The following is a 14,133-nucleotide window of genomic DNA, read 5'->3' on the forward strand; positions in this document are numbered from 1 at the left end:
CATTTTTCGGTATCGGTGTAACGCCGTGCCGGAAAATGCGTTTTTGCATATATACCGAAAACGCCGGTTGTGTTTTAATCAGGTGTTGGCGCCGCCGCATTGCTTGAGGGAAATATTTTTTATTCGGGTTTTATCCGGCAGGACGGATTTTGCCCCAACGGAAAATAGCCGGCCTGCCCGTAAAGTCAGCCGTTTGTCCGGGCGCAGCCGGGGCTTTGGGCTTCAGACGGCATATTTTCGGAATGGCGGCACTTTTGCCGGCGGCGCGGCAGCCATATGGGGAAGGGAGGGGATATTGTGGTCGGTAACGGAAAAAAATATGCCGCACCATTGCTGGTGCTGGGTTGCGCGGTGTTCGGATTGGGCAGCCTGATTGTCAGATCCGTCCCCGTCGGCCCGTATGCAATCGCATTTTGGCGGTTGCTGATTTCGGTATTCGTATTTTGGTTTTTGGCACGGTTTTTCGGACAAAAATTCCCAAAAAACAGAAAAACCGTCCGATATGCCCTGACGGCGGGCGTGTTTCTCGCTTTCGATTTGGCACTTTGGCACGAAAGCATACACGCGGTCGGGCCGGGTATTTCCACCCTGCTCAACAGCCTGCAAATCTTTTTCTTGTCGGCAATCGGTGTTTTCTTTTTCGGCGAGCGTTTGGGCAGGCTGCAGGCGGCAAGCTTGATGTCGGCGGTTGTGGGCGTGGCGATGATTGCCGGTGCGGAATTCGGCTACAACGGTAATGCGGTTTGGGGATTCGCCAGCGGTTTGGTGTCCGGGCTGATGCTTGCCCTATCTATGGTGTTCGTCCGCAAGACTCATGAAGTCGAACAGGTGGCGCTTTTCCCTTCAATGATGATTTTGAGTTTGGGCGGCGCGGCATCGCCGATTGTTCCGGCATTGCTGATGGACGGCGGCGCACTTTATCCGACCACTTGGAAAGATTCGGGTTTGGTGCTTGTGTACGGGGCGTGGTGATGCAGTGTTTTGCGTGGGCGATGGTTGCCTATGCGATTCCGCTGCTTTCCCTGTCGCTGACGGGGCTGTTGCTTTTGTCCGAACCGGTCGCCGCCCTGTTCATCGATTATTTCGGATTGGGCAAAACGATTGAAGGCGTGCAGTGGGCAGGGGTGGTGCTGACGCTTTCGGCGATTTACCTCGGTTCGCTGAAACAGCCGTCCGAGCTTTGACTCCGGTCGGCATCAGATTTTCTGCCGTGGCAAACCTGCGTACGATTGGACTGGCAGGCAGTCAAAACCGGCAAGACCAAACATGCCGACAACGGCGCGGAGCGGAAAATGCCGTCTGAAGCCCTTTCAGACGGCATCGGGGCGGGCAGAATCAAAAAAGCCGCCTCCGCAGGAATGGCAATGCAACTAAAATAATGTCCGTATTTCCATATGCCGCCCACACCGTCAGTCGGACGAAATGCCCTTTATTCAATGGGATGGGTTTCCACACAAACGGAAATAACCGGCTTTTCACTTGCCGACGGATAAAATCAACCGATGATTTAAACACAGGCAAATCATACGCCGCCCGAACGCATCATTTTTCCAGGCAATCCATATGTGCCGCCCATATCGATAATGCCGGCAAGGCGGTGCATATAGTGGATTAAATTCAAATCAGGCCAAGGCGACGAAGCCGCGGACAGTACAAATAGTACGGCAAGGCGAGGCCAGGCTGTACTGGTTTAGATTTAATCCACTATATTATCCCCGAGGCTGCCGGTAGGGAAACAAGGAGTTTGATGATAAAAATGCCGTCTGAAACAGGGTTCGGACGGCATTTTTGATGTTCCGGCGTAATTTTCCGGCTTAACGGATTGCCGTGCCGGCCCTGCCGAAATCGCCGAAGTTCATCAAAATGAACATTGCCTTGCCGACAACCAGCTTGTCATCCACAAAGCCCCAGTAGCGCGAATCGGCACTGTTGTCGCGGTTGTCGCCCATAGCGAAATAGCGTCCTTCGGGAACTTTGCACACGAAACCGCTGCCGTCGTCGGCATATTGGCAATGGTTCAGACCGCTTTGATCTATGGAATATCCGTTTTCAGACATAATATCGGAGGTATATTTGCCCAATACGGGCAGGGAAACGGCAGGCTGTCCTTCTTTTTTCAGAATATTGAAGGATTTGCCGTCCAGACCGCTGCGGAACATATCCGTGTTGTGGATTTCGGATGGGTCGGTATCGTCAGGATAACGGTATGTGCCGTCAGGAATGTCGGAAGCCGGTTTTCCGTTTACCGTCAAAACTTTATCTCGATATTCGACAATGTCGCCCGGGATGCCGACAATACGCTTGATGTAGGTCATCTCCGGCTGCAAAGGATAGTTAAAAACAACGACATCGCCCCGTTCGATTTTGCCCGTGGGGATGAATACATTGTTTAAAACGGGTGCGCGCAGGCCGTAGGAAAATTTGCCGACCAAAATGAAATCGCCCTTGATTAATCCCGGGCGCATCGAGCTGGACGGGATTTGGAACGGTTCGGCAATAAACGACCGGATGAGGAACAATACCAAAACGGTAGGGAAGAAACTGCCGAAATAATCGCCGAAGTGGCTGCTTTCCGAGATTTCGGGATGAGTCTTCAGGCGGTATTTATATACCCCCCAAGCCGTACCGCACAATACAACGAAAATCAGGAAAACGGCGGTAAAGCTCATAAACAGGGACAAAGCGGCAAACACACCGACCGCCGTCAGGATATAGGCGTATTCGAGGCCGGAACTCCATTCACCGTTTTCCTGCCGTTTCTTGTCGCTTTTGAAATAAAGGATGATGCCGGCAAGCAGCGCGGCAGCCGCGCCCGACATTAGCATTGTGTTCATTGTTGTTCCTTAACGGTTAAAAACCCGCCCGGCCGTGCAACCGTTTTAAGGCGGCAAATTGCAAAATTTGTTTGCGGGCGCGTGCCGCTGAAATCAGGGCGGTTTGAGAGGTGTTCCCGACGCGCCCGCCCTATGTGCCGAAATATTATTTGTCGCTCACCTGCAAAATCGCCAAGAACGCGCTTTGCGGAATTTCCACGTTGCCCACTTGTTTCATACGGCGTTTGCCTGCTTTTTGTTTTTCAAGCAGTTTTTTCTTACGCGTAATATCGCCGCCGTAACATTTCGCCAAAACGTTTTTACGCAGGGCTTTAACGTTTTCTCGGGCGATAATCCGGCTGCCGATGGCGGCTTGGACGGCGATGTCGAACATTTGGCGCGGAATCAGTTCGCGCATTTTCGATGCCAGCTCGCGGCCTTTGTGAACCGCGCTTTGACGGTGTACAATCAGGCTTAAGGCATCGACTTTTTCGCCGTTAACCATAATGTCGAGCTTAATCAAATCAGACGGTTGGAATTCTTTGAAATGGTAGTCCAACGAAGCATAACCGCGCGAAGTGGATTTGAGTTTGTCGAAAAAGTCCATTACGACTTCGTTCATCGGCAAGTCGTAAGTCAGCATCACTTGGCGGCCCATATACTGCATATTGACCTGCACGCCGCGCTTTTGGTTACACAAAGTCATGACGTTGCCGACGTATTCCTGCGGCACAAGGATGGTCGCGGTAATAATCGGCTCGAGAATGGTTTCGATGCTGCCGATGTCGGGCAGTTTGGACGGGTTTTCAACTTCGATTTTTTCGCCGCTTTTCAACACGACTTCGTAAACCACCGTCGGCGCGGTGGTAATCAAATCCATGTCGAACTCGCGTTCCAAGCGTTCCTGCACGATTTCTAAATGCAGCAGGCCTAAGAAGCCGCAGCGGAAGCCGAAGCCCAATGCTTGAGAAACTTCAGGCTCGAATTTCAACGAAGCATCGTTCAGCTGCAATTTTTCCAAAGCGTCGCGCAAGGCTTCGTAATCGTGGCTTTCCACAGGATAGAGACCCGCAAATACTTGGCTTTGTACTTCTTGGAAACCGGGCAGCGGCTCAGTGGCAGGGTTGGCAACCAAAGTAACCGTATCGCCGACTTTCGCCTGTCCCAATTCTTTCACGCCGGTAATCAAAAAACCCACTTCGCCGGCTTTTAGTTCTTGTTTTTGAACCGATTTCGGTGTGAATACGCCCAGCTGCTCGACCTGCGTTTCCGCCTTGGTGCTCATAAAGCGCACTTTGTCTTTCAGTTTGATGGTGCCGTTTTTCACTCGAATCAGCATGACCACGCCGACGTAATTGTCAAACCACGAATCGACGATAACGGCTTGCAGCGGCGCGTTTTCGTCGCCGGTCGGCGCAGGAATTTTGGCAACGATTTCTTCCAAAACGTCTTCCACGCCGATGCCGCTTTTGGCTGAACACTGCACCGCGCCGACGGCATCGATGCCGATGATGTCTTCGATTTCCTGTTCCACACGCTCGGGGTCGGCGGCGGGCAGGTCGATTTTGTTCAAAACGGGCACGACTTCCACGCCCAAATCAATCGCGGTATAGCAGTTCGCCACGGTTTGCGCTTCCACGCCCTGCGACGCGTCAACGACCAAAAGCGCGCCTTCGCAAGCCGACAGCGAACGGGAAACTTCGTAAGAGAAGTCGACGTGTCCCGGCGTGTCAATCAAATTAAGCTGATACACCTGCCCGTCGCGTGCTTTGTAGTTGAGTGCGGCGGTTTGCGCTTTGATGGTGATGCCGCGCTCTTTTTCGATGTCCATGGAATCGAGCACCTGCGTACTCATTTCGCGCAAATCCAAACCGCCGCAATATTGGATGAAGCGGTCGGCAAGCGTCGATTTGCCGTGGTCGATGTGGGCGATGATGGAGAAATTTCGGATATTTTTCATTGAGTTGTTTTTAATGCTGAACGGTAGGTTTTAGAAATGCCGTCTGAACAAACAGCGGTACGTCCGAATATCGGGCGCAACGTGGAAATAGCCCGATATTCTAACGGAAAACCGCTGTTTTGGCATGATTTGATAAAGGTTTTATAAAGATTTGACGATTTCTGCCACCATTTTTGCAGAACTTGCCGCCGCCGTTTTCAAAAACTCTTCAAAGCTGATGTCTGCCTTTTCGTCCGCCGAATCGGAAACAGCGCGGATGATGACGAACGGCGTTTCCAACTGATGACAGGTTTGGGCAATCGCCGCCGCTTCCATTTCCACTGCTTTGACTTCGGGGAAGTGCTTGCGGATTTCCGCCACGCCTTCGCTGCTGTGGACGAAGCGGTCGCCGCTGACAATCAGGCCTTGTTCTACCTCCGCGCCTTCAAACGTCCGCGCCGCCCGTTTTGCCGTTTCAATCAATATGCCGTCTGAAGCGAACCTTGCCGGCAGTTGCGGCACTTGCCCCCGGGCATAGCCGAATGCGGTTACATCGACATCGTGGTGCTCGGTTTCCGTGCCGATCACCACGTCGCCGACTTTCAAACCCTTGCCCAAACCGCCTGCGCTGCCGGTGTTGATGACGCAGTCCGGTGCGAATTGACGGATAAGCCAAGCCGTTGCAACCGCCGCGTTGACCTTGCCGATGCCGCTCAATGCAAGCACTATGCGTTTTCCCGCCAATTCGCCTTCATAGGCGGAAAATCTGCCGAAAGAGACGGCTTTGACATTTTCCATCATCTCGCGCAAAAGCTCGATTTCCTGTTCCATCGCGCCGATAACGGCTACTGTTTTCAAAGACATATTGCTAACCTGCTGTGAATTTCGGATAGAACGCCGAATTATACACGCTAACACGGCAGGATTGAGTGGAGGCGGTTTGTCCGTGCCGTCTGAAACGGTTTCAGACAGCACGGCGGATTTTTGGTAGAATGGGAAGGTACAGATTGTTTGAAGATTGGGGGACGAGGATGTTTACCGATGAAAATATGACTGCAAAGGAAGAACTGTTCGCATGGCTGCGCCATATGAACAAAAACAAAGGTTCCGACCTGTTTGTGACGACCCATTTCCCGCCCGCTATGAAGCTGGACGGCAAAATCACCCGCATCACGGACGAACCGCTGACGGCGGAAAAATGTATGGAAATCGCCTTTTCGATTATGAGTGCGAAGCAGGCGGAAGAATTTTCATCGACCAACGAGTGCAACTTCGCCATCAGCCTGCCGGACACCAGCCGCTTCCGCGTCAATGCGATGATACAGCGCGGTGCGACGGCGTTGGTATTCCGCGCGATTACCAGCAAGATTCCCAAGTTTGAAAGCCTGAACCTGCCGCCGGCCTTGAAGGATGTTGCGCTGAAAAAACGCGGGCTGGTTATTTTTGTCGGCGGCACCGGCTCGGGCAAATCGACTTCGCTCGCCTCGCTTATCGACTACCGCAATGAAAATTCGTTCGGACACATCATCACCATCGAAGATCCGATCGAGTTTGTCCACGAACACAAAAACTGCATCATTACCCAGCGCGAGGTCGGCGTGGACACGGAAAACTGGATGGCGGCGTTGAAAAATACGCTGCGTCAGGCGCCGGATGTGATCCTTATCGGCGAAATCCGCGACCGTGAAACAATGGACTACGCCATCGCCTTTGCCGAAACGGGGCATTTGTGTATGGCGACGCTGCACGCCAACAGCACCAATCAGGCGCTCGACCGCATCATCAACTTCTTCCCCGAGGAGCGGCGCGAACAATTGCTGACGGATTTGTCGCTCAACCTTCAGGCGTTTATTTCGCAACGCCTCGTTCCGCGAGACGGCGGCAAGGGCAGGGTGGCGGCAGTCGAGGTACTGCTCAATTCGCCCCTGATTTCGGAGTTGATTCACAACGGCAACATCCATGAAATCAAAGAAGTGATGAAAAAATCCACTACCCTGGGTATGCAGACCTTCGACCAACACCTTTACCAATTGTATGAAAAAGGCGAGATTTCCTTGCAGGATGCCTTGAAAAATGCCGATTCCGCACATGATTTGCGTTTGGCGGTACAGTTGCGCAGCCGCAGGGCACAAAGTTCCGACCCCGATTTGGAACTGCTCTGATGGCGGTATGGATTTCCGGACGGGCAGTTTGACATGATTTATCCGTGGCATCAGGAACAATGGCGGCAGATTGCCGAGCATTGGACGAGCCGTCCTAATGCGTGGCTGTTTGTTGGCAAAAAGGGGACGGGGAAGACTGCGTTTGCCCGCTTTGCGGCGAAGGCGCTGTTGTGCGAAACCCCTGCACCGGGCTGCAAACCCTGTGGCGAATGTATGTCCTGCCATCTGTTTGGACGGGGAAGCCATCCCGATTTTTACGAAATCACGCCTCTGGCGGACGAACCCGAAAACGGACGCAAACTGTTGCGGATCAAAATCGATGCCGTCAGGGAAATCATCGATAATGTGTACCTGACTTCGGTACGGGGCGGTTTGCGCGTGATCCTGATTCATCCTGCGGAAAGTATGAATGTCCAAGCCGCCAACAGTTTGTTGAAAGTGTTGGAAGAGCCGCCGCCACAAGTGGTCTTTTTGCTGGTAAGCCACGTGGCGGACAAGGTTTTACCGACCATTAAAAGCCGCTGCCGGAAGATGGTTTTGCCCGCTCCTTCGCATGGGGAAGCATTGGCGTATCTGCGCGACAGGGGTGTGGCGGAGCCTGAGGAACGTCTGGCTTTCCATTCGGGCGCGCCGCTGTTTCAGGAGGAAGGCGAGCTTCGGGAATTGAGGGCAAAGCTGCTGGAGATATTGGCAGAGCCGAGATTGTTGAAGATTTTGGATTACGCCGCGCTTTTCGATAAGGAAAAACTTCCGCTCGCCGTATTTGTCGGGTGGATGCAGAAATGGCTGGTCGATTTAGGCTTGTGCCTGCAACACATGAAACCCGTCTATTATCCCGCTTATGAAGACAGGCTGCTTCAGACGGCATCGGGTTTCCGTCCGCGCAATGTATTTGCGGCGGAGGATATGCTCAAACAGCTTGCCCCTTACGGGTTTCATACTTTAAATGTCAAAATGCAGATCGAGCATCTGCTCATCAACTATTTGGAATTGAAGAAAGAGAACAGGTGAATTATGTCAGACGGACAAAATATTCCGGCAAAAATGATGTCGTTGCAGCTGAAAGACATGAATCTGCTGTACAGCTCCTATATGCCGTTTTTGGAACACGGCGGTCTGTTTGTGCAGACCGACGACGTATTTTCCATCGGGGACGATATTCTGCTTGCCGTAGAAATCCTCAACTTCCCCAAACTGTTCCTGCCGACCAAGGTCGCCTGGATTAATCCTGCGAGTACTTCCTCCAAACCCAAAGGGGTGGGGCTGGCATTCACAAAACACGAAAACTGCCTGAAAGTCAAAGACCAGATCGAAGTCGAACTGGGCAGCACAATCAGCGGCAGCAGACCTACGTTTACCATGTAACGCTATGCATATCATCGATTCGCACTGCCACCTCAATTTTGAAGGTTTGAAAGAACGCCTGCCCGAAGTTTTGTCCAACATGGAAGCAAACGGCGTGGGGCAGGCACTCGCCATCAGCGTCAGTAGGGAAAGCTTCTCCGAAGTCTTTGCCGTCGCCGAAGCGCACGAACACATCTATTGCACCATAGGCGTACATCCCGACAGCAAGGAAGCCGAAGAATTTTCCATTGCGGAAATGGCCGAAGCCGCCGCCCATCCGAAAGTGGTCGGCATCGGCGAGACGGGTTTGGATTATTACTGGTGCAAAGGCGATTTGTCTTGGCAGCACAAACGCTTTGCAGACCACATCGAAGCAGCCAATCAAACCGGACTGCCCGTTATCGTCCATACGCGCGATGCGGCGGCGGACACCTTGGCGATTTTAAAAGAATGTAAAACCAATTCGGGTGTGATTCACTGTTTTTCCGAGGATGTCGGTTTTGCCCGGGCTGCCATGGATTTGGGGCTTTATATTTCTTTCTCGGGAATCGTTACCTTTAAAAACGCCCCCTTGGTTCAGGAGGCGGCGAAATACGTTCCGGACGACCGCATTTTAGTGGAAACCGATGCGCCGTTCCTTGCCCCCGTTCCCAAACGAGGCAGGCAGAACGAACCGGCTTTTGTGCGTCATACTGCCGAACATATTGCCAAATTGCGGAATCAAACATTGGAACAGGTTGCGGCATATACGACGGAAAACTTTTACCGGCTGTTTAAAAAAGTACCCGATATGCGGGTCGTCTGACCCTGTGCCGACGATAAGGAAAACCATGAAGGCAATTCATCCGTATGCATGTCCGCGCTGCTGCCGGCTGCCTGCCAACACGTTTCGGACAGGCATGGCAAATTCCGCTTCCAAATTCTGCATTGCCAAAGGCGGCAGACGGGAAGTAAAAAAAGACGAAAGCGGCGGCGGATATGCCCTGTGCCATTTGCCGGACAGCAGGATTGTCGAGGAGTGGGAATATTGCCGTTCGCAACATTGATACTGCGCGATATACGGCAAATATTGTGGGAAGTTTCCGCTTTTGCGTATAATGCGCCCTACCTGACAAATTTTGTCAACTTTATCAAAAGGAATAAGCGATGGCTTCCATCCACGACCAAATTAAAGAAGTAGTAACGACACACCGCGTCGTATTGTTTATGAAAGGTACGAAGCAGTTTCCGCAATGCGGTTTCTCTTCCCGCGCCGTGCAAATCCTGAACGCGGCAGGCTGCACCGATTACGTTGCTGTCAACGTATTGGAAAATCCCGAAGTACGCCAAGGCATTAAGGAATACAGCGACTGGCCGACCATCCCCCAACTTTATGTGAACGGCGAGTTTGTCGGCGGTTCGGACATCCTGATGGAAATGTATGAGGCAGGCGAGCTGCAAGAGCTGCTGAAAGCCTGATGGATTCGGCAATGCCGTCTGAACGTGTTTCAGACGGCATTTTCTTTTCCGGCAAATTAAAAAAAAGTATAATGACGCGTCTCAAAATCACACTGGAACACCGCGATGAACGTTAACGTTATCAACCATCCGCTCGTCCGCCACAAACTGACCCTGATGAGGGAGGCGGATTGCAGCACCTACAAATTCCGTACGCTGACCACCGAGTTGGCGCGCCTGATGGCATACGAGGCAAGCCGTGATTTTGAAATTGAAAAATACCTTATCGACGGATGGTGCGGACAGATTGAAGGCGACCGCATCAAAGGCAAAACCCTGACCGTCGTCCCCATCCTGCGCGCCGGTTTGGGTATGCTCGACGGCGTGCTCGACCTGATTCCGACTGCCAAAATCAGCGTGGTCGGTTTGCAGCGCGACGAGGAAACGCTGAAGCCTATTTCCTATTTTGAGAAATTTGTGGACAGTATGGACGAGCGTCCGGCTTTGATTATCGATCCTATGCTGGCGACAGGCGGTTCGATGGTGGCCACCATCGACCTGTTGAAAGAAAAAGGTTGCCGCAACATCAAAGCCTTAGTCTTGGTTGCCGCCCCTGAGGGCGTGAAGGCTGTTAATGATGCGCATCCCGATGTTACGATTTATACCGCCGCGCTGGATAGCCGTTTGAACGAAAACGGCTATATTATTCCCGGTCTGGGCGATGCGGGCGACAAGATTTTCGGCACGCGCTAACTGACTGATTTTCGGATTTGATATGAATTTCCAAGACTATCTCGCCACATTTCCTTCAATCGACCATCTGGGCGGTTTGGATGTTCAGGATGCCGAAGGCAAAACGGTTCACCACATTCCCGCCGTTCAGGGCAAGCTCGGTTCGCTCAAGCTGTACAATGCCTTGGCGGAACGTTTTGATGGAAAATTGGGTAAAGAAGCGGCAGAACAGGGTTTGATATGGTTTGCCGAACATGTTGCCGACGCGCGCGCCCATCCGGGGAAGCATCCGAACATCGATTTGCTGGAAAATGTCGTGCAAAGCGGCGAAACCCTCCTGCTCAAACCGCTTGCCGCGCAATAATTTTCGACCATGCCGTCTGAAATTCGTTTCAGACGGCATTTTGTCGGAAAGAAGACCGTAAAACGGGCATTTTCTTTTCTATTTGGCTGTGTTTTAACAATCCGTTGATTTTTGCACTAATTTTTGATAAAATCCCTTATAACAAATTGAACTATAAGGGATTTTATAATGTCGGGCGTAACAAAAGAATTAGACATTTTAAAACAACTTTTTGAAAATTTGTCCGATACGGATAAACAGGCTTTTTTGACTTCTGTCAGCTCAAAAGAACAGGTTAAAAAAGTCATTGAACCAAGAAAAGTTACGAAGTGCCCACATTGCCAATCTACACATTTCGTCAAAAATGGCAAAGATTGTGGCAACCAACGTTTTTTGTGTCGTGATTGTAAAAAGTCTTTTGTTGAGCAGACAGGCACTATTCTCTACAACACGCAAAAAGACATTGAAGTTTGGGAAAAATACATTCATTGTATGATTGAAAAATACCCACTTCGCAAATGTGCTGAAATTTGCAAAATCAATCTTGCTACTGCGTTTACTTGGCGGCACAAAATTTTGGACGCACTTCAAAACATGATGAATGAAGTTGAGTTAGACGGCATTGTGCAAGCTGATGAAACTTATTCGACGATTTCTTACAAAGGGCACCACAAAAATTTTAATCTGCCACGTCCTGCTCACAAACGAGGAACGAGAGCAACGAAACGTGGCATTTCCAAAGAACAAGTTTGTGTTCCTTGTGGTATCAATTTAGACGGTAAATCTGTTGCTAGAATTAGCAATTTGGGTAAGCCATCTCTAAAAAATATCAACTGATTGGCATTGAAAACAACCCAAAAATGTTTGCTCTTGCCGCCAGTAATATGATTTTACGCGGAGACGGTAAAGCCAATTTACACCAAAGCAGTTGTTTCATGACTGATTTTCAGGATTTAATCAAAAATCCCAAACCTGAAACAGGCTTAAAACGCCCAAATGTTGGCTTTCTCAATCCACCTTACGCCCAATCCAAAAGCGATGCCGAATTGCATGAACTTTATTTTGTCAAAGAAATGTTGGATATGTTGGCAGAAGGTGGCACAGGCATTGCCATTATTCCAGTCAGTTGCGTGATTGCACCAAGCAAAGCCAAAAGCGAAATTGTGAAATATCATCGCTTAAAAGCCGTGATGTCTATGCCGAGCGAACTGTTTTACCCAGTTGGCACGGTAACGTGCATTGTCGTATTTGAAGCCCATAAACCGCATTTTCAGACAGTCGTGATTGACCCGGACACACAAGAAGAAATCAGCACGAAAAAAGCCTGTCGCAAAACGTGGTTTGGCTACTGGCGTGATGACGGTTTTGAAAAAACCAAACACTTGGGACGCATTGATTTATACGACCGCTGGCAGGGCATTAAAGCGCGCTGGTTGGAACATTATTTAAACAACGAAGTTCACACAGGAGAATCGGTAACAGCATTTGTAACTGATAACGATGAATGGGTTGCCGAAGCCTATTTGGAAACTGATTATTCCAAAATTACCCGAGCAGATTTTGAGCAAGTCGTGCGTGAATTTGCTTTATTTCAACTACTGGGAGCGGAAGTAGGGCCGACTGAAAATTTGGATAATGAAAGCTATGAAGACGATGACAATAACGACTTCGGAGACGATGAATAATGGTTGAATTGCAAGAGATTTTTGATGTGAGTTACGGTTCAAAATTAGATTTGAATAAAATGAGCAGCTTCAATCCAACAATCAACTTTGTAGGCAGGTCAGGCAAAAATAATGGTGTAACAGCATCTGTGGATTTATTGAAAAATACAAAACCTTATCCAGCAGGATTATTAACTGTTGCATTAGGTGGTTCTGTTTTATCTACTTTTTTACAAAACAAACCATTTTATACAGCTCAAAATGTTGCTGTTTTAAATCCCAAAACAGAAATGACAGAACAACAAAAACTCTTTTATTGTGCTGCTATTTTTGCCAATGCCTACCGTTTTTCTGCTTGCGGTAGGGAAGCTAACCGCACGTTACGACAACTGTTTGTGCCATCTTTGGATGAGATCCCAAGCTGGGTTGAAAGCGTGAATTTAAATCCATCTGCGGGTGTAACCGAACCGAAATTAAAAGAACCGCTTGATTTGCCTGTGGTTCGACAATCAAAACGACTTGATGAAATTTTTACTATTCAAAACGGCATTGCCGCAACCAAATTAAAAGAATTTGAACAACGGCAAAAAGACACGGTTGTCTATATCCGTCCTGCCAGTACGCAAGCAAGAACGCTACGAAGTTATATCGCTCGTGATAGCGTTGATGAAAAACATATTTTTCCATGCCATACGCTTTTCACTTCTACCAATGGCGAAGGTAGCCATACTTATAGCTATGTTTCAACTTGTGAATTTGTAGCAAATAGTGATGTCGCCGTATTAACACCCATACAGTCCGATATGCCAATAGAAGTAAAACTGTATTACGCTAAATGTATTACAGCAAACCGCTATCTGTTTTCTTATGGACGTAAACCCAAAGGCGAAAAATTAAAAAGCATTATGTTACCGTATTTTGACCAACAAGAAGATTTTGATTATATCTGCCGTTTCATTCACACCTTGCTATTTAGTAACAATTTGTAGATTACCACCCTTATAAACAAAACAACCCGCCGTAATAGATGAAATAGAGAACTGTTTTTTAGTGTGAATTCATCTTAAGCAATCAACGGATTGTTAAAACACAGCCTTCTATTTCAGGATACGGGCAATGATGTTTCAACACACAGGACGACACATAAAGCGCCGCCCTATGTGTTGCCCTAATTTGAAAGGGGTTACACCCCTTTCAAATAAAATCTGATGCTGCTGCCACGAAGGACGGATGTCCGAATGGCGGGGTTTCAACCATTAAGGAAATTATGATGAAAAAAATGTTCCTTTCTGCCGCATTGCTTCTGTCGGCTGCCGCCCAAACCGTGTGGGCGGATACGGTATTTTCCTGTAAAACGGACAACAACAAATACATAGAAGTTCAAAAAATCAACCGCAATCTTTACGAATATTCGTTCGGCAGTGCGGCAAAAAAAGAAATTGCCATACGCAACAGCAAAGCTGACCTGTTGGGGCGTTCCGACAGGTGGCAAGGCATGGGCAGCGGACGCCGGGCAACGATGAAATTCCAAAACGGCGAATTTATGTACACCGTATGGACAGGCTTCGATTCCGTGACTCATACGGAAAGCAGCGGTGTCGTTGTGGAGCGTAGGGGCAAGGAAGTCGCACGGGTAGGCTGTACGCCGAAAACCGCGCAGGCGAATTTCAACGATGACGATTTTTCCCGGTAATCGGGG

At 49.5% G+C, this 14,133-nt stretch carries 15 protein-coding genes and 3 pseudogenes; 15 read left to right on the plus strand and 3 right to left on the minus strand.

Translation table 11 applies throughout. The features are described 5' to 3' along the window. The first annotated feature begins 276 nt into the window (after nt 1–276). The 3 genes and pseudogenes from HT085_RS02120 to HT085_RS02130 form a co-directional block, all read left to right on the plus strand. Nucleotides 277–1,184, plus strand: a pseudogene (locus HT085_RS02120) (DMT family transporter). A gap of 45 nt (nt 1,185–1,229) precedes the next feature. Beyond that, nucleotides 1,230–1,379 carry a hypothetical protein gene (locus HT085_RS02125; RefSeq protein ID WP_003687747.1) on the plus strand — a complete coding sequence of 50 codons (150 nt, stop codon included), beginning with the start codon at nt 1,230–1,232 and terminating at the stop codon, nt 1,377–1,379. A gap of 223 nt (nt 1,380–1,602) precedes the next feature. Next, nucleotides 1,603–1,710, plus strand: a pseudogene (locus HT085_RS02130) (IS5/IS1182 family transposase); the annotation flags it as partial. A 104-nt stretch (nt 1,711–1,814) separates the two neighbouring features. Here the strand turns inward: HT085_RS02130 and lepB are convergent. The 3 genes from lepB to HT085_RS02145 all read right to left on the minus strand — a co-directional run bounded on the left by lepB (nt 1,815) and on the right by HT085_RS02145 (nt 5,616). Then, on the minus strand, nt 1,815–2,834 hold the full coding sequence (lepB, locus tag HT085_RS02135; RefSeq protein ID WP_003687750.1) for a signal peptidase I: 1,020 nt from the start codon (nt 2,832–2,834) through the stop codon (nt 1,815–1,817). 145 nt (nt 2,835–2,979) lie between these two features. After that, entirely contained in the window at nt 2,980–4,773 is a 1,794-nt protein-coding gene (gene lepA, locus HT085_RS02140) for a translation elongation factor 4 (RefSeq protein WP_003687751.1), read from the minus strand. A 141-nt stretch (nt 4,774–4,914) separates the two neighbouring features. Further along, a complete protein-coding gene (locus HT085_RS02145) occupies nt 4,915–5,616 on the minus strand; it encodes a 5'-methylthioadenosine/adenosylhomocysteine nucleosidase (RefSeq protein WP_003687752.1) in 702 nt (233 codons plus the stop codon). Nucleotides 5,617–5,783: 167 nt separating this feature from the next. Here HT085_RS02145 and HT085_RS02150 point away from each other — a divergent pair, with 167 nt between their 5' ends. From HT085_RS02150 to HT085_RS02205, 12 genes and pseudogenes are all read left to right on the plus strand, one after another. After that, entirely contained in the window at nt 5,784–6,914 is a 1,131-nt protein-coding gene (locus HT085_RS02150) for a PilT/PilU family type 4a pilus ATPase (RefSeq protein WP_003704392.1), read from the plus strand. A gap of 33 nt (nt 6,915–6,947) precedes the next feature. Next, nucleotides 6,948–7,925: a DNA polymerase III subunit delta' gene (locus HT085_RS02155; RefSeq protein WP_003690793.1), complete on the plus strand. Its 978-nt coding sequence runs from the start codon at nt 6,948–6,950 to the stop codon at nt 7,923–7,925. 3 nt (nt 7,926–7,928) lie between these two features. Next, nucleotides 7,929–8,279, plus strand: coding sequence for a PilZ domain-containing protein (locus tag HT085_RS02160; protein ID WP_003687757.1), 351 nt, complete (start codon nt 7,929–7,931; stop codon nt 8,277–8,279). A 4-nt stretch (nt 8,280–8,283) separates the two neighbouring features. After that, entirely contained in the window at nt 8,284–9,063 is a 780-nt protein-coding gene (locus tag HT085_RS02165) for a TatD family hydrolase (RefSeq protein WP_003690796.1), read from the plus strand. A gap of 25 nt (nt 9,064–9,088) precedes the next feature. Next, nucleotides 9,089–9,304, plus strand: coding sequence for a putative hemolysin (locus HT085_RS02170; RefSeq protein ID WP_003690799.1), 216 nt, complete (start codon nt 9,089–9,091; stop codon nt 9,302–9,304). A gap of 100 nt (nt 9,305–9,404) precedes the next feature. Further along, nucleotides 9,405–9,716 carry a Grx4 family monothiol glutaredoxin gene (gene grxD, locus HT085_RS02175; protein ID WP_003687762.1) on the plus strand — a complete coding sequence of 104 codons (312 nt, stop codon included), beginning with the start codon at nt 9,405–9,407 and terminating at the stop codon, nt 9,714–9,716. A gap of 105 nt (nt 9,717–9,821) precedes the next feature. Then, a complete protein-coding gene (upp, locus tag HT085_RS02180) occupies nt 9,822–10,448 on the plus strand; it encodes a uracil phosphoribosyltransferase (RefSeq protein ID WP_003690802.1) in 627 nt (208 codons plus the stop codon). 22 nt (nt 10,449–10,470) lie between these two features. Then, nucleotides 10,471–10,791, plus strand: a complete 321-nt coding sequence (locus HT085_RS02185; protein WP_003690805.1) for a DUF2322 family protein — start codon at nt 10,471–10,473, stop codon at nt 10,789–10,791. 168 nt (nt 10,792–10,959) lie between these two features. Beyond that, nucleotides 10,960–11,601, plus strand: a pseudogene (locus tag HT085_RS02190) (IS1595 family transposase); the annotation flags it as partial. Between the two features lie 29 nt (nt 11,602–11,630). Beyond that, entirely contained in the window at nt 11,631–12,455 is an 825-nt protein-coding gene (locus tag HT085_RS02195; RefSeq protein ID WP_003690807.1) for an N-6 DNA methylase, read from the plus strand. After that, on the plus strand, nt 12,455–13,423 hold the full coding sequence (locus tag HT085_RS02200) for a restriction endonuclease subunit S (protein WP_003690809.1): 969 nt from the start codon (nt 12,455–12,457) through the stop codon (nt 13,421–13,423). The genes HT085_RS02195 and HT085_RS02200 overlap by 1 nt, the downstream gene beginning before the upstream one ends. Nucleotides 13,424–13,704: 281 nt before the next feature. After that, nucleotides 13,705–14,127 carry a protein Gly1ORF1 gene (locus tag HT085_RS02205; protein WP_003687769.1) on the plus strand — a complete coding sequence of 141 codons (423 nt, stop codon included), beginning with the start codon at nt 13,705–13,707 and terminating at the stop codon, nt 14,125–14,127. The last annotated feature ends 6 nt before the right edge of the window (nt 14,128–14,133 follow it).

Source organism: Neisseria gonorrhoeae (assembly GCF_013030075.1).
GTDB classification, from domain to species: domain Bacteria; phylum Pseudomonadota; class Gammaproteobacteria; order Burkholderiales; family Neisseriaceae; genus Neisseria; species Neisseria gonorrhoeae.